23 protein-coding genes and 1 riboswitch are annotated in these 22,507 nt (G+C 33.4%); of the genes, 7 read left to right on the forward strand and 16 right to left on the reverse strand.

The features are described from left to right. Positions 1-173: 173 nt before the first annotated feature. The 7 genes from ltaS to JVV30_RS07385 form a co-directional block, all read right to left on the reverse strand. Positions 174-2,111, reverse strand: coding sequence for a polyglycerol-phosphate lipoteichoic acid synthase LtaS (gene ltaS, locus JVV30_RS07355; RefSeq protein WP_053029960.1), 1,938 nt, complete (start codon positions 2,109-2,111; stop codon positions 174-176). 537 nt (positions 2,112-2,648) lie between these two features. Then, positions 2,649-3,653, reverse strand: coding sequence for a 5-oxoprolinase subunit C family protein (locus tag JVV30_RS07360; RefSeq protein ID WP_053029961.1), 1,005 nt, complete (start codon positions 3,651-3,653; stop codon positions 2,649-2,651). Then, positions 3,641-4,357: a 5-oxoprolinase subunit B family protein gene (locus JVV30_RS07365; RefSeq protein ID WP_053029962.1), complete on the reverse strand. Its 717-nt coding sequence runs from the start codon at positions 4,355-4,357 to the stop codon at positions 3,641-3,643. The genes JVV30_RS07360 and JVV30_RS07365 overlap by 13 nt, the downstream gene beginning before the upstream one ends. 24 nt (positions 4,358-4,381) lie before the next feature. After that, on the reverse strand, positions 4,382-4,588 hold the full coding sequence (locus JVV30_RS07370; protein ID WP_053029963.1) for a hypothetical protein: 207 nt from the start codon (positions 4,586-4,588) through the stop codon (positions 4,382-4,384). 57 nt (positions 4,589-4,645) lie between these two features. Continuing rightward, a complete protein-coding gene (locus JVV30_RS07375) occupies positions 4,646-5,254 on the reverse strand; it encodes an aminotransferase class IV (RefSeq protein ID WP_204193923.1) in 609 nt (202 codons plus the stop codon). Further along, positions 5,255-6,400, reverse strand: a complete 1,146-nt coding sequence (locus tag JVV30_RS07380) for a chorismate-binding protein (RefSeq protein ID WP_070854450.1) — start codon at positions 6,398-6,400, stop codon at positions 5,255-5,257. A 3-nt stretch (positions 6,401-6,403) separates the two neighbouring features. Continuing rightward, positions 6,404-6,979, reverse strand: coding sequence for an anthranilate synthase component II (locus JVV30_RS07385; RefSeq protein ID WP_070854452.1), 576 nt, complete (start codon positions 6,977-6,979; stop codon positions 6,404-6,406). Between the two features lie 153 nt (positions 6,980-7,132). Continuing rightward, positions 7,133-7,179, forward strand: a riboswitch (PreQ1 riboswitch). A gap of 160 nt (positions 7,180-7,339) precedes the next feature. Here JVV30_RS07385 and queC point away from each other — a divergent pair. The 4 genes from queC to JVV30_RS07405 all read left to right on the forward strand — a co-directional run bounded on the left by queC (position 7,340) and on the right by JVV30_RS07405 (position 9,864). Beyond that, a complete protein-coding gene (gene queC / locus JVV30_RS07390; RefSeq protein WP_204193925.1) occupies positions 7,340-8,011 on the forward strand; it encodes a 7-cyano-7-deazaguanine synthase QueC in 672 nt (223 codons plus the stop codon). A gap of 1 nt (position 8,012) precedes the next feature. Continuing rightward, positions 8,013-8,432 (forward strand): 6-carboxytetrahydropterin synthase QueD, encoded by a 420-nt coding sequence (gene queD / locus JVV30_RS07395; protein WP_053029968.1) that lies wholly within the window; start codon positions 8,013-8,015, stop codon positions 8,430-8,432. Continuing rightward, on the forward strand, positions 8,432-9,148 hold the full coding sequence (gene queE / locus JVV30_RS07400; RefSeq protein ID WP_053029969.1) for a 7-carboxy-7-deazaguanine synthase QueE: 717 nt from the start codon (positions 8,432-8,434) through the stop codon (positions 9,146-9,148). The genes queD and queE overlap by 1 nt, the downstream gene beginning before the upstream one ends. 104 nt (positions 9,149-9,252) lie before the next feature. Further along, complete coding sequence (locus JVV30_RS07405; protein WP_070854454.1) at positions 9,253-9,864, forward strand: hypothetical protein; 612 nt, start codon at positions 9,253-9,255, stop codon at positions 9,862-9,864. Between the two features lie 44 nt (positions 9,865-9,908). Here JVV30_RS07405 and JVV30_RS07410 read toward each other — a convergent pair whose 3' ends face one another. From JVV30_RS07410 to norA, 9 genes are all read right to left on the reverse strand, one after another. Further along, on the reverse strand, positions 9,909-10,898 hold the full coding sequence (locus tag JVV30_RS07410; protein ID WP_053029971.1) for a glycosyltransferase family 2 protein: 990 nt from the start codon (positions 10,896-10,898) through the stop codon (positions 9,909-9,911). A 160-nt stretch (positions 10,899-11,058) separates the two neighbouring features. Further along, a complete protein-coding gene (locus tag JVV30_RS07415; protein WP_070854456.1) occupies positions 11,059-11,898 on the reverse strand; it encodes an aldo/keto reductase in 840 nt (279 codons plus the stop codon). Positions 11,899-12,152: 254 nt separating this feature from the next. After that, on the reverse strand, positions 12,153-13,529 hold the full coding sequence (locus tag JVV30_RS07420) for a hemolysin family protein (protein WP_053029973.1): 1,377 nt from the start codon (positions 13,527-13,529) through the stop codon (positions 12,153-12,155). A gap of 664 nt (positions 13,530-14,193) precedes the next feature. After that, on the reverse strand, positions 14,194-16,164 hold the full coding sequence (locus JVV30_RS07425) for a PTS fructose transporter subunit IIABC (protein WP_053029974.1): 1,971 nt from the start codon (positions 16,162-16,164) through the stop codon (positions 14,194-14,196). A 5-nt stretch (positions 16,165-16,169) separates the two neighbouring features. Next, positions 16,170-17,090, reverse strand: coding sequence for a 1-phosphofructokinase (pfkB, locus tag JVV30_RS07430; protein ID WP_070854457.1), 921 nt, complete (start codon positions 17,088-17,090; stop codon positions 16,170-16,172). 2 nt (positions 17,091-17,092) lie between these two features. Beyond that, positions 17,093-17,848 carry a DeoR/GlpR family DNA-binding transcription regulator gene (locus JVV30_RS07435; RefSeq protein WP_070854459.1) on the reverse strand — a complete coding sequence of 252 codons (756 nt, stop codon included), beginning with the start codon at positions 17,846-17,848 and terminating at the stop codon, positions 17,093-17,095. A 153-nt stretch (positions 17,849-18,001) separates the two neighbouring features. After that, the gene (gene ybaK / locus JVV30_RS07440; RefSeq protein ID WP_070854461.1) at positions 18,002-18,481 is read right to left on the reverse strand and encodes a Cys-tRNA(Pro) deacylase; all 480 of its coding nucleotides are present in this window, start codon (positions 18,479-18,481) and stop codon (positions 18,002-18,004) included. Between the two features lie 94 nt (positions 18,482-18,575). After that, the gene (locus tag JVV30_RS07445) at positions 18,576-19,061 is read right to left on the reverse strand and encodes a hypothetical protein (protein ID WP_070854462.1); all 486 of its coding nucleotides are present in this window, start codon (positions 19,059-19,061) and stop codon (positions 18,576-18,578) included. 254 nt (positions 19,062-19,315) lie between these two features. After that, positions 19,316-20,488, reverse strand: a complete 1,173-nt coding sequence (gene norA / locus JVV30_RS07450; protein WP_053029979.1) for a multidrug efflux MFS transporter NorA — start codon at positions 20,486-20,488, stop codon at positions 19,316-19,318. Between the two features lie 233 nt (positions 20,489-20,721). Between norA and JVV30_RS07455 the strand changes: the two genes are divergently transcribed. The 3 genes from JVV30_RS07455 to JVV30_RS07465 all read left to right on the forward strand — a co-directional run bounded on the left by JVV30_RS07455 (position 20,722) and on the right by JVV30_RS07465 (position 22,237). Continuing rightward, on the forward strand, positions 20,722-21,141 hold the full coding sequence (locus JVV30_RS07455) for a PPC domain-containing DNA-binding protein (RefSeq protein ID WP_070854464.1): 420 nt from the start codon (positions 20,722-20,724) through the stop codon (positions 21,139-21,141). Positions 21,142-21,344: 203 nt separating this feature from the next. Next, entirely contained in the window at positions 21,345-21,962 is a 618-nt protein-coding gene (locus tag JVV30_RS07460) for a DUF1361 domain-containing protein (protein ID WP_070854466.1), read from the forward strand. Further along, complete coding sequence (locus tag JVV30_RS07465) at positions 21,959-22,237, forward strand: hypothetical protein (RefSeq protein ID WP_070854468.1); 279 nt, start codon at positions 21,959-21,961, stop codon at positions 22,235-22,237. Before JVV30_RS07460 ends, JVV30_RS07465 begins: the two co-directional genes overlap by 4 nt. Positions 22,238-22,507 lie beyond the last annotated feature (270 nt).

Genomic DNA, 22,507 nt, shown 5'->3' on the forward strand with positions numbered 1-22,507 from the left:
TTTTTTGTGTTGGGGCCCCAACACAGAGAAACTGATTTAATCAGTTTCTACAAGCAAAGCACGTTGGGCAAGCAACAATTCGGAGTATTGTAAATAAAGAAGCCAGTAAATGAATTTGTTAAAACGCATTTACTGGCTTCTTACTTTTACATTAAAACCAAACACTGTTTCAATTATTTTTGATTACCTTGTGGTCCAGTTTTATATTCATATTTTGATGGATCAATTTTCTTGAAATCAGGGTTGTTGTAGAATCTGAACAAGTCACCATTTAAGACATTGTCACTCATTTCTAAATCTTTCTCAACCTGTTTCTTATTCTTTTCTAAATCTTTAGGTGGCGTTTCTAATAATTCGTTTGTTTTATTAGAATACGCTTTACCATTAACAAATTTATAGTCTTTCGTAATGAAGTCACCATTTCGGAATGGAATGACATCATCATGATCTTTAGACAACATATCCGTACCGAACATTAAGTAGTTTTTAGAATCAATTCCTACTAAATGTAAGATAGTAGGCATAACGTCTACTTGTCCAGCATATGTTTTATCTACTGTACCTTCTTTACCAGGAATTTTAAGCCAGAAACCTGTGCGGTTTAAGTCCATAAATTTCGCTGGCGTAATCTTTTCACCTAATAATTTTTCCATTGCGTTATTATGATTTTCTGAAATACCATAGTGGTCACCATAAATCATAATAACTGAATCATCATATAGACCTTTTTTCTTAAGATCAGTAATATATTCTTCAAGTGCTTGGTCTAAATAATGTGCTGTTTGAATGTAACCATCAACAGTTGAATCACCTGTATTAGGTTTATCAATATCTGCATCTTCTTCACTCAATGTGAATGGGTAATGGTTTGTTAATGTAATTAAGTGTGAATAGAAAGGTCCTTTCATTTTAGATTGATACTCTGCTGACTCTTTAAAGAATGGTTTATCTTTTAAACCTAAGTTGACAATATTGTCATCAGACATATCGTAGTATGTCGCATCATAGAATTTATCAATACCAAAATGTTTATAGACTTGGTCACGGTTCCAGAATGTTTTGTAGTCACCGTGCATAACGTCAGATGTGTAACCTTGCTTTTGGTCTAAAATCGCAGGTAATGATTGGTAAGTATTATCACCTTTCAATGAAAATGCAGAACCCTGTGGTAAACCATAAAGGCTGTTATCCATTGTAAACTCAGCATCTGATGTTTTACCTTGACCTGTTTGGTGGAAGAAGTTTGGATAATATCTAAAATCATCATTGCCCGTTGATAATTTATTTAAGAACGGTGTAACTTCTTTACCATTGACCTTTTTATTGATTAAGAAAGTTTGGAAACTTTCTAAATGTATTTTAATAATATTTTTCTTCTTAGCAACGCCAAAGTACTCTGAATTTGGTGTTGTATTTTTTTGTTTCGTATAATTTAACACTTTAGTTAAATCATCTTCAGAAGCTAATGCTTTTTGTTGGTTATTTTGAATCGTCTTAACACCATCATAAACTGTGAAGTTATATGGACCTAAATATTTCACTAAATATTTATGGTCAAATGTACGTGTTAATAACTCAGGACGGTCTGTTTCAGCAAAAGCTAAATTTAAGAAGAATAATGCTACAGATGCAGCCATTACAACTGGCACAAACTTTTTACTGAAGACACGTTTATCCAACCAACTTCCTTTGAAAATAAGGATGAATAGATAAATAATTGTATCTATAAAGTAAACAAAATCATACCATTTAAATGATGCGCCAACAGCACCACCCATAGACTCAACATTACTTGCTTGGTTAAGCGTACTGAATGTTAAAAAGTCCGAGAAGAATCTAAAGTAAACTACATTTGCATATAGCAAGAATGTTAGTAAAAATCCCCCAATAAAGATGAACCAATATGCTTTTTTCCCTTTAAAGAATAAGAACACACTTAAAATAAGCGCGATTAAACTATATGGATTCATCAATAGTATTAAGTTTTGAACTAGTCCTTTAACACCCAAAGAAAAATCAACATAATATGAAAAATACGTCTTCAATGTCACTGTAAACACAGTCAGTAAGAAAAACGCAAAAAGACTTATTTTCTTTTTGTGTAAACTCATGTATGTTTCCTCCGTTTATAGTTATTCAACTTTGAAGAAATGTTAAAGACTTAACTGAAGACTTAAACACTTACTCAAATATGACCGTTATGCAATTACTTACTCGTTTTTTAATTTCATTTATATTATTTAAATTAATTTAAGCATATACCTTACAAATACATTTTACATTAACGATAGTTCATCAATAAATCGCATTCCCAATGCGCACTATACGTCTGTAATTATTTATGTATATTATGTTGGATGCTATTCTATGTCATCATTAATGGCATATTAACAAATCATGAACTTTGTAATATTATTGTAACATTGCCCGTAGTTCAATATATAAATATATAGTATTTTTACTCATTTATCAAGAAAAAGCATTTTAATATAACGACGCTTTCATTGTTTGTTACAAAATATTGTCCCATTAAGACGATTCACTGATTTATTCATTATAGCTTCTTAATTGCATTTTTTAATCAGACCATAGTCCGACATAAATTATAAGTACTTTATTTAAGTATGTTGACCTTCATATATCATGTCTTATTTCATCATTTCTAATTGCATTCTGTATTCAATTCCGTGAAATAGCTGATTCATCCAATTACTAAATTTCACAACATTCTTTTCAGCAGTTTCTATATCAATAAATTGGAACTTCAAACGTGAGCCTTGTGGCTTCTGAGCAAGCTTAGTTAAATGGTAGCTTGCAATTGTACCAATTTGAGGATAACTTCCGATTGTATAATGATCATTTAATAAGATGATAGGTGTACCATCTCGCTTAACTTGAATCGTTCCCCTTTTAACTGATTGATGTGCTGGCATATCGTCGTAATATGCTTTGATCTTCTCACCATCTAGTAACATACCAACACGATTTGATTTATTCGTCACTTTATATTCTCCTCTAATAAAGTGAGATTGCGTTTCTTTATCAAAATCTTCTGTCCCTTTGTTGGCAATAACATGAAACACATCAGAAACATAGTTAAATGACAGTGCATAACCGTCTATACCCCAATCAGTGGTACGTTTTTCTTTTAAATTTTCAAATAACTTTTGATGACGTTCTGTATAGTGTCGTTTCATTTCTACTTCATCGCCATTTTCAAGTTTACGTCCGTGATAACCGCCGATTTTAACATTTAAATCTGTTGATGTTGATCCTAGCCAATCATCTAATTTGAATCCGCCACCGATTGCAAGATACACACGTGACGTTTTATTTGTTTCTTTAAAAGACAGGACGTCTCCTTTATCTAAAAGGTATAATTTATACGGTTTTACTTGCATAGTTTGCGTGTAAGCTTCAAAGTTATGACCTGTTAAAGCAATTAATGTAGGCTCAGTAAATCGAATTTTAGCCATAATGTGTGTCATTTCAAGCGTTGCTTCATTTTTATTATTAGCAACTAAACGATTTGCAATTTCATGACCTAGTGTGTCTAACGCACCACACGGAATAACACCTGCATATTCATATCCATGACGTCCAAAATCTTGAAAGCTACTAAACAATCCGGCTTTTTCTATTATGATTGACATGGTTTAAATTCTCCTAATTCAATATCTTTGCGTTTCTGTGGTTTAAAAATAACATTGTCTCCTAATTTTAACAGTGTAAAATCATCTTTTTCAGGAGTGAATAATGTCATTGGCGTGTACCCTATCACTAACCAATCGTTATAGGTATCAGTTGTTACGATGCCGCACTTTTTCCCTTCAATAATAACTGAACCTGCAGTGACAAGCTTCTTCTTTTTACTCGTATGATTAACGTACAATGCTTCATTCATTCCAGTTAAATATGGGAAACCCGGTGCATAGCCCATCATAGACACAAAATACGGTTTATCAGAATGTAATTGAACAAATTCATCTTGAGTTAACTTGTAATACTTTAATAAATCCGGTAAGTCTGGACCAAACTCGTCACCATAAATAATAGGAATTTCATAGGTCGTGCTTTCATCTTTACACGTTTCTAATTGTTTTAATTCTTCTTGTATTGAAGTGACTAATGCCTTCATATATTGAAAAGGTGAAGCAATATTATGATGTTTAATCATATCTCGAGCATCATAGCAAATCATCATATCTGATTCAGTAGGCACAATTTCTGTGATAAATGGTAATGCTTTCTTTAATAAATGATAACGTACTGCGATTAATTCAGTTGTTACATTTTTAGATACATCCTTTTCAACCGCAATTACAATTGCTTGATCTCCTTGACTATAAATCTTCATAACGCCACCTCAAAGTAATCATATTTAGTGATGGTAAAATATATTTAGAAATTCCACCACATAGGGCATGATTGATTTAATTAACAAATAAACGAATACACATTGAATTAAAACGGTAACGGTTGCAACGACACGTGCCTTAATGAGTGCATTATTTTTTAAATATCGATCTGCTAAATATTTACTTACCACATTTAAAATCACAATTATTGCAACCCATAATATAGTCATAGCTCACTCCGTTAGTTCATTGTTATCAATCAATTCGCATATACTTCCCATATTATTTTATAGATAAATAGATACATCGGCAACCTCTCGTAAACTATTTAATAAATAGATACGAATCTGTTGTTTCTGTATTTTGTCGATGAGTTCTGATTTAGTATAGTCTTTAATAACCAGTTTGCCTTGGTCCAAAAGGCTTTGACGCATACATCCTAATAAAAAATCATGATCATACCTTGGTGTATAACACACACCAGCTTCTTCTATCATGATATTACCAATATCAAACTCCAGAATTTTATCAGTTTCATCATACAATAATACTAAATCTGTCTCATGATTGTGTGCTAAGTGTTGTCGTTGTGATGTCTTATTAATAACGTATTGGTCATTGTAATTCGACTGTGCTTGTTTAAATTTAGCCGTAAATAATGTTTTAGAAGGTAGGGGCTTAATCATATGGTCTATTTGGCCGGATTTATCGATTTCTATTTTCAGTCTATAGATTCCTTTGGGATGATGACTTATAACCTCATTGACGCGTTGCATCCAGACCTCTTTTGAAAATGAATACCCTAATCGTTCGCATGACTGTTGCACTCGTGTCATATGATATTGAAGTCTAGGAATCTTACCATTATCGAGGCGCATCGTTTCAAACAATTTCATCTATAGCATCTCCAATATCTTTGTTTTATCTCGAAACTCTTGAACTTCTTTTTCGGGTACCGAATCAATCGTAATCCCTGCACCTACACCATAGTGAACTTGATCATTTCGATACTCAAGCGTACGAATAGGTATATTAAATATCATTTTATCATCCGGACATAATAAACCGATTGTGCCACAATAAATGTATCTAGGATGTGGCTCGAGCGCTTTAATATACGCCATCGTATTGCGCTTTGGTGCCCCTGTAATGGAACCACAAGGGAATAATGCTTTTAAAATATCCGTGAGACGCACGTCATCTTGCAAGTGACCTGTAACCATACTCGTCATTTGATAAACGGTCTTATAGGTTTCAATAAAAAATGGCTTGTTTACGTGGATCGTTCCAGGTTTACAAATTCTGGAAATGTCATTGCGCAATAAATCGACAATCATAACATTTTCAGCACGATCTTTAAGTGAATGCTTCAATGTGTCATAATTCTTTAAATCTTCATCGTCGTCATTGCTACGTGGCATAGTACCTTTCATTGGTTTACTTACAACTACATTTTTATGATGATTAAATTCACCTTTTTGGAAGAATAATTCAGGAGAAATAGAAGCAACTTTAACCTCTTCTACATCTAATAAAGCAGTGTAACCACCATTATTCGTTTGCGTTAAATAATAATATAAATCAGCTATCGGATAATATACATCACTCACTAAACGTGTTGTATAGTTCACTTGATACGTTTCGCCTTCAATAATTGCATCCTGAACGTGTTTAATTTTGTCTTCCATTTGTGCATCACTCTCCATGAATCGAAAGTGATGTTTAGGGATGTACTGTTGACTTGGTTGTTCAGGTGACGTCTCAGCCATACTCGGACTAAAACTATATGCTAATGCTACGATTTGATGTGCTTCCAATTCATGTGTTGCCATATGGTGATTAAAATAACTTGCCGCTTCATATGGCAGATACAATGCCACATACCGTCCTTGTGCTTGCTCAGCCTGCGCAAATTGAATAACTTTACCGACCTCTTCCAGTGTATATGCCACCATTTTTGAGACGTACGTGTTAAAGCGCACTGCTATCGTTTCAAAATGATCAGGCGTTGTATAGTAACGATAATTAAACGTGATGTCCATAGTTTACGCGCCCACCTTTTCCAAAAATAATCGTATTTGCTCATGTCCGTATTCACTTAAAATCGATTCAGGGTGATACTGAACGCCAAATATAGGATAGTGTTTATGTTCAAACGCCATTAAAATCCCCTCATCATTATGGGCGGAAATATTTAAAGACGCAGGAATATGTGTTTGATCCGCAATGAGTGAATGATAGCGCATTACTTTGAATGCTTGAGGAAGCCCTTTAAATAATCCTGTTTCATTATGCGTTAATGGCGTTGTATGACCATGAACCGGCTTTGCGCCATGTACAATTGCGCCCCCATAATATTCGTACAGAAATTGAAAGCCTAAACAAACACCTAATATAGGTACTTCCCCCTCAAACTGATTCATAATTTCCGTTAAAATAGGATAATCACTCGGTTTACCCGGTCCTGGCGAGATAACAATAGCCTCTACATTAGATGCCCTTATTTGCTCAACGGATACTTGATCCACTTCGTATACAACGATCTCATGCGCTGTCTCTGTCTTAAAATAGTCTATCAAATTATATGTAAATGAATCTTTATTATCTATAACTATAATCATGCATGTCGCTCCAACTCTATGTTAAATAACTTCATCTCTTACCTTATTATAAATATTAAACTTTTGAAAATGTAAGGGTTTACCTTTATATTGTACTAAATTATAACTTGATTTTAAGAAATGAATGTATTACGCTAACTAGCGTACAAAAACTCAAAAGAGGTTCCTAGCTGAAACCCTCTATAAAAAACTAGACAATTTACGAAATATTTAGTTTGAAAGTTAATTTTCTTTTATATAACTGATTACAATGTTTCTAAGTCTATCTTTTTTATAGAGATAGACTTTTTTTATGTTCTCATGGCTAGGTTAGAGACGGCATAAAGTATCATTCTAATCTTTTCAAAAAGGAGAATATTCATGACAAACAAAGATTTAAATAAGGATAAAGCAATTGTAGTATTTAGCGGAGGGCAAGACAGTACGACGTGCTTATTTTACGCTAAAAAGCATTTTAAGGAAGTTGAACTTGTAACATTTAATTACGGTCAACGTCATGATACAGAAATTGAAGTTGCGACACGTATCGCTAAAGAACAAAACTTAAAACATCATATATTAGATATGTCATTATTATCGCAATTAACTCCAAATGCCTTAACACAACATGATATGGACATTGAAACGGGCGAAGATGGGATTCCGAATACCTTTGTACCAGCACGTAATTTATTATTCTTATCATTTGCTGGCGCATTAGCATATCAACGCAATGCTAAACATATCATTACAGGGATGTGTGAAACAGACTTTTCTGGTTATCCAGATTGCCGTGATAGCTTTATTAAATCTATGAATGTAACACTTAGTTTATCTATGGATAAAGATTTCGTTATCCATACGCCTTTAATGTGGTTAGATAAATCACAAACTTGGGAACTTAGCGACAAATTGGGTGTGCTAGATTATATCCGATACAATACACTGACATGCTACAACGGCATTATTGGAGATGGTTGTGGCGAATGCCCTGCATGTCATTTACGCCAACGTGGCCTACAACACTATTTAGAAACTAAAGGAGCGAATTAAAATGATGCAACAACTTTACCCAACTGTTAATCATCCCTATAGTTTTGAACTTAATAAAGATTTTAACTTTTCAGCGGCGCACTACATCCCAAGCGAAGATGCTGGTAAATGTATGAGAACACATGGGCATACTTATTTTGTCAATTTAACAATTGCTGGGGATCACTTGGACCACAATGGTTTCTTAATTAATTTCAGTGAATTAAAAAAATTAATCCATGATCAATTTGACCACTATCTGTTAAATGACTTACCTCAATTTAAAGATAAAAGTCCTTCAACAGAGGTTGTGGCACAAACGATATATAAAATGGTACAAACACACCTCCAAAGCTACGATAATCACCCGCAATGTGTGCAAGTCTACTTACGTGAAACACCAACAAGTTATGTAGTATATCGTCCAAAGGAGTTTAAATAATGACAGCTAAAATTCCAGTACTTGAAATTTTCGGACCTACGATTCAAGGTGAGGGACGTGTTATCGGTCGTAAAACAATGTTTGTTAGAACTGCAGGTTGTGATTATCGTTGTAGTTGGTGTGACTCTGCTTTCACCTGGGATGGCAGTGCCAAGGAAGATATTCAATTAATGTCTGCTGAAGAAATTTATCATCAGCTAAAAGCGATTGGTGGTGATTGTTTCGATCATGTTACGATTTCTGGTGGTAATCCGGCACTCATTAAAGGGATACAAGAATTAGTTGATCTATTTGAAGAGAAACAGATTTATACCGCATTAGAAACACAAGGAAGCAAATTCCAACCGTGGATGAGACAAATTAACGACTTAACCATTAGTCCTAAACCACCAAGTTCTAATATGACTCCTAACATTGACATACTAGATAGCGTCATTGAACAATGTATTGCTTCAACACTTAATTTAAAGGTCGTTATTTTTGATGATGCAGATTATGATTTCGCTAAAATGATACATCATCGCTACCCAAATATTCCTTTTTACTTACAAGTTGGTAATCCATACTTAGATGATGATGTAGACAATCATACCGATAAACTTTTAAATCGATATGAAACATTAGTTGATAAGGTTATGACGAGTGATGATATGAACCGTGTCTATGTTTTACCACAGCTACACACACTCTTATGGAGCAACAAAAAAGGCGTTTAATCATTCCATTATAAATGAAAAATATTTTCTAAGTGTTTTGAAATGATTAAGTTTGTTTTAATTGGTATAATGTTCTAATGAACTATGTGAGATAGGAGTACAGCATGATTATATATGTATTGATTAATATCGCCGTTGTGCTTGGCATACTCGGCTTTGACTTATATAAGCACCAATTCAAACAACTCAAATTCAGCTCCGTATTAATCGTTATAGCGATTAACGCTTTAATTAATGCTATTGTCATTGACAAATTTAACTTTATAACATTAAGTTCAATTGCCTTTTTTATAGGTTGGATGGGACTGCAATATTATTTGAATCATCAATACTATACTTTTATGATTTCCGAATATAAATCGATTGCTTTAATATTTTCGATTATTGTAAGTTGTTCATTATTTATCACTTATGGTTCAAGTGATCAATCAATTTACATGTCCGTTCCATATTTAGCACCAACCATATTTTTAATAGGCGCAAGTGCAATATTTTTAGGTACCTTTTCTAAAGGTGAACTTGGCATATTTAAATTCATCAACAAACTCAAGTTTCCAATTATGATTGGCTACATGCTTATTATTATGTCTATTGTATTATTAACGATTTTGACACCTTTTTGGTATGTTTTCTTAGTTATATATGTACTATTTGGTGTTTATCTTGCTTGGCAGTTGAAACACGCTAAATTAAAACAACATTTAACACACAAATAAACGCTTGAAGTTCTTATTAATGAAACTTCAAGCGTTTATTCTATTTAATGTACTTTTTCCTTTTCCTGCTCAACTAATTTGAGATCGTAGGAAGGTTCTTTTAAATTTGATGCTTGCACAATGTATTTAGGTCTTTGCTTAACCTCATAATAAATACGACCAATATATTCTCCTACCACACCTATAGACATTAATTGAATGCCACCAATGAGTAGGACTGCTGCTATCGTTGTAAAATAACCTGGATTATTAATACCATTTACCATGATACCTATCAACAAATATAGGATATAAACAATACTTAAACTGAATATAGTCATTCCAAGGTAAATCATCGCACGTAAAGGTTTATTATTAAATGAAATGAGCCCGTCAATGCCATAGTTTAGTAATTTCGTGAATGTCCATTTAGAATGACCGGCTTCACGTTCAACATTTTGATATGTAAAGATTTTCGTATTATAACCTATCCATTCAAATAAACCTTTTGAAAAACGATTATATTCTTTAAGTGAAGCAATTGATTTAACTGCGCGTTGACTTAATAATCTAAAGTCTCCGACACCATCTATAAATTCAATATCCTCGACAAAACTGTTAATCAATTTATAGTATAGCTTTGTCATTGATTTCCGAGCGATATTTTCTCCAGTTCTATCACGCTTAGCGATAACCTGGTCATAGCCCTCTTTAAATCCCTCTATCATTTGTGGAATAAATTCAGGTGGATGTTGTAAATCCCCATCTACCATCACTACAGCATCACATTGTACACTATGTTGAAAACCAGCTATCATTGCTGATTCTTTACCGAAATTTCGGCTGAAAGAAATATATTTAACATGTTGGTCTTCGCTTGCTAAATGTTGGACATGGTCGATCGTATTATCTTTACTGCCATCATCGACAAACAATAGGTCATAATCATACCCTTTGTCCAAACTATCTTCCATCAAAATTTCAGTCAATTTGTCGTACGTTTTTGTTACGACTTCACCTTCGTTAAAACAAGGCACAATGACTCTGATTTTCATTAAATTACATCCTTTTCATCATTCTTATTACTATTTTATCAATAAAATTGGCAACTATTCTACTAAAAACTATGCAATTAACAAATAATTAATAAAAATTAAATGAAAACAATACAATTATTCTATATTTTATCTATCCAATTGAATTAAAGAGACAATGCTATTTCAAATCGCCTATGCTAACATCATCAGGGTCTTTACCTTGGCGCGCGTTACGATTTAAACTATCAATTTCTGCGATTTCTGTAAGTTCTAAGTTAAAGTCAAATATATTATGATTTTCTCGAATACGTGATGGTGTTTTAGATTTTGGAATAACAATACGATTATGCGCAATATGCCAACGCAATACGATTTGTGCTGGTGTCTTATCGTATTGTTTTGCTAATTTAGTAATTGTTGGGTCTTCTAGTAAACCTCTGTTTCTCATTAATGGCATCCATGCTGTCACAACAATATCATGTTTATCACAGTAATCTTGAACATCTTGTTGATTAAAGTAAGGATGAACTTCAATTTGATTGACTTGAGGAACAATAGTCGTTTCACGCATCAATGTTTCTAAATGATGCACTTTAAAATTACATACACCTATCGCTTTCACTTTACCTTCTTCATATAATTTTTCTAGTGCTTTATACGTTTCAATATAAAGTTGATCGTTCTCACAAGGCCAATGAATTAAATATAAATCGATATAGTCTAAACCTAAATTGTCTAATGAGCGATTAAAATACTCAAGTGTACGGTCATACCCTTGGTGATCATTCCATAATTTTGTTGTAATAAATAAGTCTTCACGAGGTACGCCACTATTTTTTAATGCTTTTCCAAGTGCCTCTTCATTCTTGTAAAAATATGCTGTATCAAATGCACGATAACCATCGTCTATTGCAGCCTGAATCGCTGTTTCCATTTCTTCATCTGAGACTTTATAAACACCTAAGCCGATTTTTGGCATTGGATAACCATTATTTAAAATTTGTGTATCATTAACCATTCTATCTTCTCCTGACTTTTCTATTAATGCTTTACATTATCATCATTTAGGATAACTCAATTGTAATAGGATAGACAAATAAATCGTATGTAATTTAAATATACAGAAGAAGGGAGCAGGACAGAATTTTTAATTCGTCGTCCCACTCCCAGNNGATTTAAGCGCCTTCTCAGTTCAGTCAACTACTGCGAATTTGCCAAGTAGCATTATCATAGTATCTATGTCTCAAATGCTACTTTATTAATCATTTTAAATTAGTCATGTGTTTCGTCTTTTTTATCTTTTTTGTCTTCATTTTCATCTTCATCTCCACCGAATGTTGGTCGATTATCGATGAATTCATATTTAAGTACAACCCAAACTAATTGATGGTTATCCATTTCAGATACTATCCAACGATCGTATTGCGTATCGATATGATCTTCAACTTGTAGGTTAGTGTTATGGGCTTGAAGCCAACCACCTATAGTATCAATGTCTTCTGAATCTTCAAACTCAATGTCGAATTGTTCATTTAAGTCATCCAATAGAACGCGGCCATTAATTTGGTAAGTGTCATCGCCTAATTTAACAATGTCATTCACCTCATCATCGTCAAATTCATCTCGAATTTCACCTACGATTTCTTCAAGAATATCTTCCATTGTTAAAATACCAGCTGTACCACCGTATTCATCAATAATTAAACTGATATGTACGTGTTCACGTTGCATTCTAACTAATGCATCACTAATGCGTGTTGTTTCTGAAATCATTGGCAGTTCATGGATGTAATTGTTAATTTTAATCGGTTTACCAGAAGCGTATTCTGTTAAAAATTCTTTAACATTGATGAAACCTTTGATATGGTCTTTATCTCCGTCTTCAGTAATTGGGTAACGCGTAAATTGATGTTCTTTAATCGTCTCTAATAATTCATCAACATTAAATGGTTCATTTAAAGTCACCATTTGAGTACGTGGTACCATGATATCTTTTGCATGTCTTTCATCAAATTGAAAGATATTTTGCATATAGTTTAATTCTGTTTGGTTGATTTCGCCACCATTATAACTGTTGTTAATAATGATCTTAATTTCTTCTTCAGACATAGCATCTGTTTGAGCATCAGGATCAACGCCTAACATTCTAATAATTACACGTGCTGAACCATTCATTAACCAGATTAAAGGTTTCATTATATTACCAAAGTAATACAATGGTCTTGCGTATGTTAACGCTAACTTCTCGGTATGCTGAATCGCAATCGATTTCGGTGCTAATTCACCTAATACAACGTGTAAATAAGTTACGACTATGAATGAAATTACAAATGAAATCGTTGTAGTTAATGCATCAGGTAATTGTAATAAATTAAAAATAGGATGCAACAATTTCTCAAATGTCGGTTCTCCTAACCAACCTAATCCTAAAGAAGTAACTGTAATACCTAATTGACAGGCTGATAAATAATAGTCAAGGTTTGCAATCATCTTTTTGACAATTTTAGCACCACGATTACCCTCTTCAGCGAGTTGTTCAATACGCGTTGAACGCACTTTAACTAATGCAAACTCCGATCCTACGAATACTGTTGTTAATGCGATTAATAGAAAGAATATTACTAAATTTATTATGGTCACTGTTTCCAATTAATTCCCTATTTCTAGGGATTCACCTCCAAATATTATGTGTCCCATATGGGTAACACGGATTTATTGTGTTTTGCTTATTAACAATATATGCACATGTTAAGACCTTCCCATTGCGACACCCCCGAAAAAATGTATTACTTTTATTTTATCATATATCAATTACAAATAGTTGATTGTAACCCTTTTGATTAAAAAGTTACAACTTATCATTTAAAACTAATATTGCGTAATAGTCAAGAAAGGTAAGCGTAAAGTGACAGAAACCAACGTACAATGAACTAACATACAAAAACGGTACCTTAATTGAAGTACTTTTGCCGGTCATTAAATTTCCATATTTAAAGCTTAAGACTTTATTACGCATTCACTTGCCTTCTTATTCTATATTCTCATATGTTTACCCATTTTTGTATGTTTTAACATTCATTATTCAATAAATTAAACGATTTAGTTGAATGGGAGTGGGGCAGCATTCTTTTAAATTCGTCGTCCACTCCCAACTTGCTTTGCTTATATCATTTCTTGATTAAATTTTATTTGCTATGCAGGCCCACAAAAATGACTAGAACCGAGAAAGCTTACACCTTCTCGGTTCTGTTAGCTACTGCAAATTTGCAAAATAGCATCGTTATATTATTTATATCATAAACTCTTATCGCATCTATTCATCCATAGCTTTTGATGCTTCAATTTCATTTTCAGTAACTTTTGGTTTTAATAAACCATACATAATTGCTGAAACAAGTGTACCAACAATCAATGCAATTAATGTTTGTAAAATATGACTAAAGTCTGTTGCTGCAATTACGATAATACCACCATGTGGTGCATTGATACTTGAACCAAGTGCTAATGCAATTGCACCACCTACACCTGAACCAACCATCATTGATGGAATCACACGTAATGGGTCAGCTGCTGCAAATGGAATGGCACCCTCAGTGATAAATGATAAGCCCATTACATAGTTAGGCACGATAGAACCGCGTTGTTCTTTAGTGAATTTACGTTTAAAGAATAACATCGCTGTAGCAATTGCTAATGGTGGAATCATACCACCAACCATTGCTGCCGTAATTGGTGCTGCATTACCTTCTGTTAATGCGGCTGTCGCGAATACATAGGCTGCTTTGTTAAATGGTCCACCCATATCGATGGCCATCATAGCACCAATAACTAATCCAAGTAATACAATGTTAGAACCTGATAAGTTATTTAAACCGTTAAGCAATAAGTTATTTAACCACGCTGCTGGCGGGTTGAATGCATATATCATTAATAATCCTGTGATTGTTACACTTAATAATGGATAAATTAACGTTGGTTTTAAACCTTCAACTGCTTGTGGTAAACCACGCGTAATATATTTAATACCTTGAGTTAAGTAACCTGCTAAGAAACCTGCAATGATACCGCCAATGAACCCAGAACCACCAGAAATAGCTAACATACCACCTACTAAACCGGCTGCAAATCCTGGTTTATCAGCAATACTACGTGCAATGAAACCAGATAAAATTGGAATAATTAAAGCAAAGGCACTTTTATTACCAATATTCCATAATTGTTCAGCAAAGGCGTTATGTTCAGCACTTTTTGGATCAAATGAGTTCGCACCGAATAAGAATACGATTGCCATTAAGATACCACCAGCAATAACAAGCGGTAACATATTGGATACACCATTCATTAAGTGTTTGTAGAATGCTTTACCAAAGCTTTGTTTTTCATTACTTTCACTATCTTTTGATTTTGAACTTCCACCGCGTGCAACAAATGGTTTACGGCTTGTATCTAACGCTGTATTAATGAGTTCCTCTGGTCGTTTAATACCATCAGCTACGGGTACTTCTACAACATTTTTACCATCGAAACGATCTGTTTCCACATGTACATCTGCTGCAACAATAATACCTGTTGCGCGGTCTATATCTTGTTGTGTGATATGGTTTTTAATACCGCCTGAGCCATTTGTTTCAACTTTCATTTTAATGCCCATTTTGTCGGCTTGCTTTTTCAATGCATCACGAGCCATGTACGTATGTGCAATACCTGTAGGACATGCCGTTACTGCTAATACGTATGGTTCATTTGAATCTGCCACATTACCGCTACCTGCTACAGCTCCTGATGAAGCCGCTTGTTCTTGCGCTTCTTGTTCTTCTTCTTTTGTAGCCTCGTCATCCGCATTATCGATAATTTGTAAGACTTCTTCGTGCGAATTAGCGTGCAATAGATTTTCTCTCACTTTATCATCCATTAAAATGCCTGATAATTTCGCAAGTGCATCTAAATGTGTTTGCGCACCACCTTCTGGTGCAGCAATCATAAAGAATAAATGTGCTGGTTGACCATCTAAACTTTGATAATCAACGCCCGCTTTAGATTTACCAAACGCAATAGCTGGAGATTTAACCGCTGCCACTTTTGCGTGTGGAATGGCGATACCTTCACCTATACCAGTAGTACTTTGAGATTCACGATTGTGAATGGCCTCCTTAAATTGTGCAATATCACTTAATTTCCCAGCTTTATCTAATTGATTTACTAATTCTTCGATAACGCCATTTTTATCATTTGCTGCCAAGTCCATTGCTATGGTTTCTTTAGTTAGTAGTTCTGTTATTCTCATTTATTTCACTCCCCATCAAGTAACGTCACTGTAACTTGTGATTTTATTTTTTCAATACCTTCTTTTGTTGCCAAGTCCTCTGTAAATGCTGTAGCTGTTCCTGAAGCGACTGCTTGTCTAAATGATTCCTCAAGTGTCAATCCTGATTCAAGACCAGCGACCATACCTGCAACAGTACTATCGCCTGAACCCACTGTATTGATCACCGTACCTTTAGGGTTTTGAGCTTTAATACTACGTTCGTTATCAATATAAATCGCACCATCTCCGCCTAAAGATATAATGACTGATTGTGCGCCTTCTTTTAAGATTTCACGACCATATTTAACAACATCTTGGTCACTTTCTACAGTCATATCAAACATTTCTTCTAATTCATCCTTATTAGGTTTAATAAATAATGGTTTGTATTTTAATACTGTATTCACTAAATCTTTTTCAGCATCGACCACTAATTTTGCTCCCGTTTGCTGTGTGATTTCAGCAATCTGCGCATAAGCATCACTTGGAATACTCTTTGGCACACTGCCAGCAACAATTACGGTATCTTCGTTCGTTGTCTGTTTAATTTGATTTAATAATGCTTGAAATTGATCATCTGTGATTGATGGCCCAGGTGCATTAATTTCTGTTTCATCTCCAGACTTCAATTTGACATTAATACGCGTATCTTCATCTACTTTAATAAAGTCCGTTTTAATGTGGCTTTTTTCGAGTGTTTGTGCAATAAACGCTCCAGGAAAACCACCAGCAAATCCTAATGCAGTAGATGAAACACCTAAAGTTTTTAATACACGTGAAACATTAATACCTTTCCCACCTGCAAATTTATAAGTAGATGTCGCTCTGTTTAATCCTTTTAATTCAAAGCCATCAGTAAACATAATGTAATCTATCGATGGATTGAATGTAACTGTATAAATCATGATTAACCTCCAATGAATGCATATTTCTCTTTATATTTACTAAAATTTAAATGTGCTACTGTTTGTTTAGCTATGATCATTTCAACATGGTTATCACTAATTGGAACGTGCGCAAAATAAACAGCACCTATTTTTGAATGATCAAGTAAAACATATGATTGATTTGCTTGTTCCATAGCCTTTTCTTTAATTAATGCCTCTTTTTCATCTGGGGTTGTTAGACCGTGTTTTAAATCTAAACCATTCATTCCAAGAAATGCTTTATCAAAGCAATAACGACTTAATGTATCAAGTGCACTGGCACCTACAGTTGCAAGTGTTGTTTCTTTAACTTGTCCACCTATCATTAATGTTTTAATGCCTTGCTTAAGCAACTTTTCAACATGGGTTAATCCATTTGTAACCACTACGATATTTCGCGCTTTTATAAATGGAATCATTTCAATTGTTGATGAACCAGCATCCATAAAAATGCAGTCATTGTCTTGAATGTGTTTGGCTGCAATTTGACCAATAACTCTTTTTTCTTTTAGATTTCGAGACATTTTATCCGACAGAATCGGCTCATTATTTCTATTACTATTTAATGTTGCTCCTCCATGAACTCTTTGAAGTCGACCTTGTTGTTGCAATTTCGATAAATCTCTTCTAACAGTTGAAGCGCTGCAACCTGTTCGCTCTATTAATTCTTGGAGTGTAAGAAAATCTTTTTTTCTTAATTCCTGAAGTATTAAGTCGTGTCTTTTTTCAGAAATCATATAACCACCCCGCTTCACCTCACATTATAATGTGTACGCTTACAATTTTCAATCAAAAATCGTCAAAAACAATCAAAAACATTCATTTCAATTTAAAAATTAACAGATATTACACAATTTGTCATCCCATTGGTAATATCTGTCACTATATTGCTATTTTTGAACGATGTCTTCTAATTGAGCATTTGTCATTGACACTAAATCTTCTAGTTGCAATACAATTTGAACACCTCGTTGCCCACCACTCACTATAATTTTGTCTCGTAACGATGCAGATTGATCAATCGTCGTTGGGAATAAATGTTTCATACCTATTGGAGAACACCCACCACGTATATAACCAGTCACTTGTTTTAAATGATCTAATGGCATAAGTTGTAATTTCTTTTCATTAACAACATGTGCCGCTACTTTCATATCTAATGAGCCACTTACTGGAACTACAAACACAAAATGCTCGTGCGCAGTGTTTTCTAATACAAGTGTTTTAAAAACATCTTGGACATTTTCACCGACGAGTTCTGCAACGCGTTCGCCATCCATATGACCTTCTTCAACTTCAAATGTTTTGACTTCATAATCTATTTTGGCTCTGTCTAACATACGCATTGCATTTGTTTTCTTGTGTTTCATTCACATCCACCTCTATTCATCTTTACCTATTATATTACTACCTTGCTATAAAAAATAAAAATAGCGCTCTTCTCTACTATTAGAAAAGGCGCTATCATTGTGCGTTATTTGATGTTGTTTCTATTTTACCCGTTTTATTTACTGCGATATTGCTATTTGGCGATGAATGATGTGTATTCAATTGATACGTAATATCTTGATTGGTTTCACCGCTACGCTCTAAATTAACAACTTTGCCGTATTGGTGATTTGTATAATTTTGAGCAATGATTCTACATTCTTCTGAAGAGTATTCATGTTTGTTGCGCTTGTCGTTATCTCGCGTAGTTGAATCTAATTTATTATAATGTGCTTCTATTTTACGTTCATTGACGTCTTTTTCTGATGCTTTAGCAGTGTGACTTGCCGTTATATTTAACATTTTCTCTGCTACAGAAACATTATTCATCTTTGAAAATGTAGAAATCGTTTGATGTACTTTAGCTAAGGCATTTTGATTCGTAGCTATGAATAATAAAAACGCTAAACAAATTGATAGAATAACAGCTACCATACCTAAAAGTATGTTTTTTAAATTCATCTCCTTACCCACATTTCTCTCTAAATTTTTATTTATCTTAACATATAAATTGAGTAAAAATAATTATGTAGACTGCAATTTAAAATAACTGTAATCTTTGTAATACTTCTATTAATAAACGACGCTATATTGTTACAATTTAACAACCTAAATGTAAAAATAAGCAATGACATCATCATTTAATCCTTTAAAAACGAATAATGTCATTGCTTATTAGATTTAATATTCATATTATCATTTTTTGCGACTATTAATTATTTCGCAGCACGTTTTCGACGTCTTGTGGCTTGGAGTGCTTTTTCAACAAAAATAATCACTATACCAAACAACATGACTATAATAGCCATATACAATGGGAACTCTACGTTAACATCAAACAAGGCACCTGCCACTAACGGGCCAACAAAGTTCCCCATACTTGTAAATGTGGAGTTTAAACCACCAGCAAAACCTTGACGATTGCCTGCAATATTTGAGTAATAATTGGTAAGTGCAGGACGGATTAAATCGAAACCAATGAAAACAATGAAACTAATAAACATGATTGTCCAGTAGCTATGTGACACTATCAACAAGCCAAGCACAATCGCTGAATATAGTAATGACCAAATAATAAAGGTTAATTCAGTCATATATTTCATAAATTTATCAAAGAAGAAGACTTGGAATAGCGCTCCGGCCACACCGCCTCCAACAATTGCGATGGATATATCTCTTGGCGTATAGTTAGCTTTTTCAGCTGTATATAAAGAGAATAAAGTTTCAAATGCTGATAGTCCAAAAGCTAATACCAGCGTCAAAATAATTGGTGTAATAAATACTTTCCAGTTAATTTTAGTAAATACTTCCGGCTCAATTGTTGTGAAACCATCTGTTGTTTCTTTGCGTGGATTATGAATTAATATTAAAGACATGATAAAGGCTACTACACCCAATGCACCCGCAAAGTAAAATGGCGCACGATGTGAGAATTCTGCTAAAAATCCTCCAATTCCTGGACCTAAAATAAAACCTGAATTAATAATGGCTGACATATATCCGAAATTCTTTGCTTTGTCTTTTGCTGGTGAGATATCTGCAATCATACCTGTTACACCAGGCATAACCATTCCAGCACTAAAACCACCTAATATACGGGAAGCAATGAGCACAGGAAAATGATGACCAATCGCAAATAGAAATTCAGATATAGCAAATAAAACTAAACCAATGCAGATAATTAATTTTTTACCAAGTTTGTCGGCCATCGTACCGCCAAATGGTGAAATAATCATTTGAGACAAGGCAAACACTGCTACCAATATACCTAAGTCACTACCTTTTAGGCCTAAATCCTTTAAGTATACAGGAAGTACAGGTATAACCAATCCGATACCTACAAAGATTAAGAAAATATTGAAGTACAATGTAAATAATTGTTTTTTCATGATGACACCTCATTTCATAAATAATTGGTAAATTCAATCGTCTCATTTAAATTTAATCTTGCTTTTGATTCAATTTAAACGAGCAATGTACAATGACATAGTTGAAAATTACATAATATTAGGACATTGTATACTATTTAACTTCTATATTACAATAGTAAAATTTAAATTCTAAGCAATTAAACTTACTGGCTAGTATAATAGATGTAACTAATCAAATTGAGGTGACAATGATGAAATATAAAAAAGATGGTCAAACGTTTCTTTTAGTACTAGATAAAGGCGAAGATATTGTAGAAGCTGTTACACAATTTGCTGTGGAACAAGAAATGAAATTTGGATCAGTCAGTGGTATCGGTGCCTGTGATAATGTAACACTCAATTTTTATAATTTAGATAGTCAAAAATATGAAGCACGTGAAATTAAAGAACCTTTAGAATTAACAAGTTTACTTGGCAATATTTCTCACATAGATGATAAACCATTTGCCCATTTACACGGTACCTTTGGCACACGTGATTTCCAAACGTTAAGTGGTCATCTAACTCAAGCTGTGGTATCAGCTACTGCAGAAATCGTAATCCAAATGACAAACTTAGATATTAATCGCACACATGATGAAGAAACTGGATTAAACTTATTAAGACCTTAATACAACGATAATAACCCATAGATAGCCTATTTAGTTACGCATCTATGGGTTATTTATATCTTCCTTCATTTTTTACAATGATTCATGCTACCTATTTAGATAAGATAAATGCTTTATTATTTGATTACCATTTAAGTAACCTTTATTATTAATCATTGACTAACAAAAATGAACATTTAGTTTTAAAGAAAGTAGTGTATAACATGACTTCGCGTTATATTGCCAGACTCTATTTTATAATCCTTTTCACATTCTCATTATTTGAAACACGTGTTTTTAACTTTATGAGCTTAAATCTATTTTTAGCATATATTCCATTTGAATTATGCTTACTATTACACTTATTCAAACCAAGAAAAAATTATGAGTGGCCACTCTTTATCGTATTTGGTTTGATTTTTATATTACTAGTACCTAATACATTTTATATGCTGACAGATTTAATTCATTTAAATCAATTCACATTTGATTTTTATGTTCGATTAAATATTATGGAATGGCTATATTTCACCTACATATTACTAGGTGTTTTCTTAGCAATGTATTGTATGATTCTTATTTTTATAAATATTATGCATTTTACTACAAAAGTATGGCTTAATCGGACTTTAATTATTGTTCTTATGTTTTTAAATGGTTTAGGAATTTATATGGGACGCTTTTTACGATTCCATACTGTTCATTTAATTACTGAACCATTCACAATCATTCATCAAGTGATCACGTCTTTAAATACACAGACCATTACCTTTATTTTACTAATGGTTCTATTACAAACCGTTATCATTATCTTTGTGAAAGGAGTGAGAGTTGCTAAATGATTGGGCATATGTTTATTCTTTTTCTCATTATTATATTGTTACAACTCATTATCGGTCATTTCTTTCATAAAAATGGTTTCAGCATGACACATAGCATTCTCCTCATGCTATTACCATTAGGGATTGGTTTGTATCTTATTCAAATCTTTTATTATGAACGTCACTATCCTAATTGGGAAGTGCCACTTGATATCAAATTAAGATTAAAATACATGTATATCATCACTTTCTTAGAATATGTGGCGGTTTATATTTGCTTATTCGCTTTAAAATAAACTCAAAGCCTAGAACATTAAGACTAAGCAAATATGAAAAAAGTCTTATTTTTCAAATGCTACGAAAATCTAGAAATGAAATATAAATCATGTTGTAACGGGCCCCTAATTATAGAATGTTTCGAAGGAAAATTTTATATTAGGGGTCCTTCGGCAAAGATGACTAGATTTGAAAGAAGCTTGATTGAAGCATCATTTCAACTTAGTCAGCCACTGCCAAAACAATAAAGTGGGCTGAAATAATTTGTTTTATTCCAGGCCCACTTCAAT

The organism is Staphylococcus sp. GDY8P47P (genome assembly GCF_016892225.1).
In the GTDB taxonomy this organism is placed as follows: domain Bacteria; phylum Bacillota; class Bacilli; order Staphylococcales; family Staphylococcaceae; genus Staphylococcus; species Staphylococcus borealis.

Coding starts and splice junctions, on each gene's coding strand:
- JVV30_RS07360 (WP_053029961.1), bottom strand. CDS start 3,653: ATGTCAATCATAATAGAAAAAGCCGGATTGTTTAGTAGCTTTCAAGAT.
- JVV30_RS07415 (WP_070854456.1), bottom strand. CDS start 11,898: ATGGTTAATGATACACAAATTTTAAATAATGGTTATCCAATGCCAAAA.
- JVV30_RS07375 (WP_204193923.1), bottom strand. CDS start 5,254: ATGAAATTGTTTGAAACGATGCGCCTCGATAATGGTAAGATTCCTAGA.
- ltaS (WP_053029960.1), bottom strand. CDS start 2,111: ATGAGTTTACACAAAAAGAAAATAAGTCTTTTTGCGTTTTTCTTACTG.
- JVV30_RS07460 (WP_070854466.1), top strand. CDS start 21,345: ATGACTTCGCGTTATATTGCCAGACTCTATTTTATAATCCTTTTCACA.
- JVV30_RS07385 (WP_070854452.1), bottom strand. CDS start 6,979: ATGATTATAGTTATAGATAATAAAGATTCATTTACATATAATTTGATA.
- JVV30_RS07370 (WP_053029963.1), bottom strand. CDS start 4,588: ATGACTATATTATGGGTTGCAATAATTGTGATTTTAAATGTGGTAAGT.
- queE (WP_053029969.1), top strand. CDS start 8,432: ATGACAGCTAAAATTCCAGTACTTGAAATTTTCGGACCTACGATTCAA.
- queC (WP_204193925.1), top strand. CDS start 7,340: ATGACAAACAAAGATTTAAATAAGGATAAAGCAATTGTAGTATTTAGC.
- norA (WP_053029979.1), bottom strand. CDS start 20,488: ATGAAAAAACAATTATTTACATTGTACTTCAATATTTTCTTAATCTTT.
- JVV30_RS07455 (WP_070854464.1), top strand. CDS start 20,722: ATGAAATATAAAAAAGATGGTCAAACGTTTCTTTTAGTACTAGATAAA.
- JVV30_RS07465 (WP_070854468.1), top strand. CDS start 21,959: ATGATTGGGCATATGTTTATTCTTTTTCTCATTATTATATTGTTACAA.
- JVV30_RS07445 (WP_070854462.1), bottom strand. CDS start 19,061: ATGAATTTAAAAAACATACTTTTAGGTATGGTAGCTGTTATTCTATCA.
- JVV30_RS07435 (WP_070854459.1), bottom strand. CDS start 17,848: ATGATTTCTGAAAAAAGACACGACTTAATACTTCAGGAATTAAGAAAA.
- JVV30_RS07365 (WP_053029962.1), bottom strand. CDS start 4,357: ATGAAGATTTATAGTCAAGGAGATCAAGCAATTGTAATTGCGGTTGAA.
- JVV30_RS07380 (WP_070854450.1), bottom strand. CDS start 6,400: ATGGACATCACGTTTAATTATCGTTACTATACAACGCCTGATCATTTT.
- JVV30_RS07425 (WP_053029974.1), bottom strand. CDS start 16,164: ATGAGAATAACAGAACTACTAACTAAAGAAACCATAGCAATGGACTTG.
- JVV30_RS07410 (WP_053029971.1), bottom strand. CDS start 10,898: ATGAAAATCAGAGTCATTGTGCCTTGTTTTAACGAAGGTGAAGTCGTA.
- queD (WP_053029968.1), top strand. CDS start 8,013: ATGATGCAACAACTTTACCCAACTGTTAATCATCCCTATAGTTTTGAA.
- ybaK (WP_070854461.1), bottom strand. CDS start 18,481: ATGAAACACAAGAAAACAAATGCAATGCGTATGTTAGACAGAGCCAAA.
- pfkB (WP_070854457.1), bottom strand. CDS start 17,090: ATGATTTATACAGTTACATTCAATCCATCGATAGATTACATTATGTTT.
- JVV30_RS07405 (WP_070854454.1), top strand. CDS start 9,253: ATGATTATATATGTATTGATTAATATCGCCGTTGTGCTTGGCATACTC.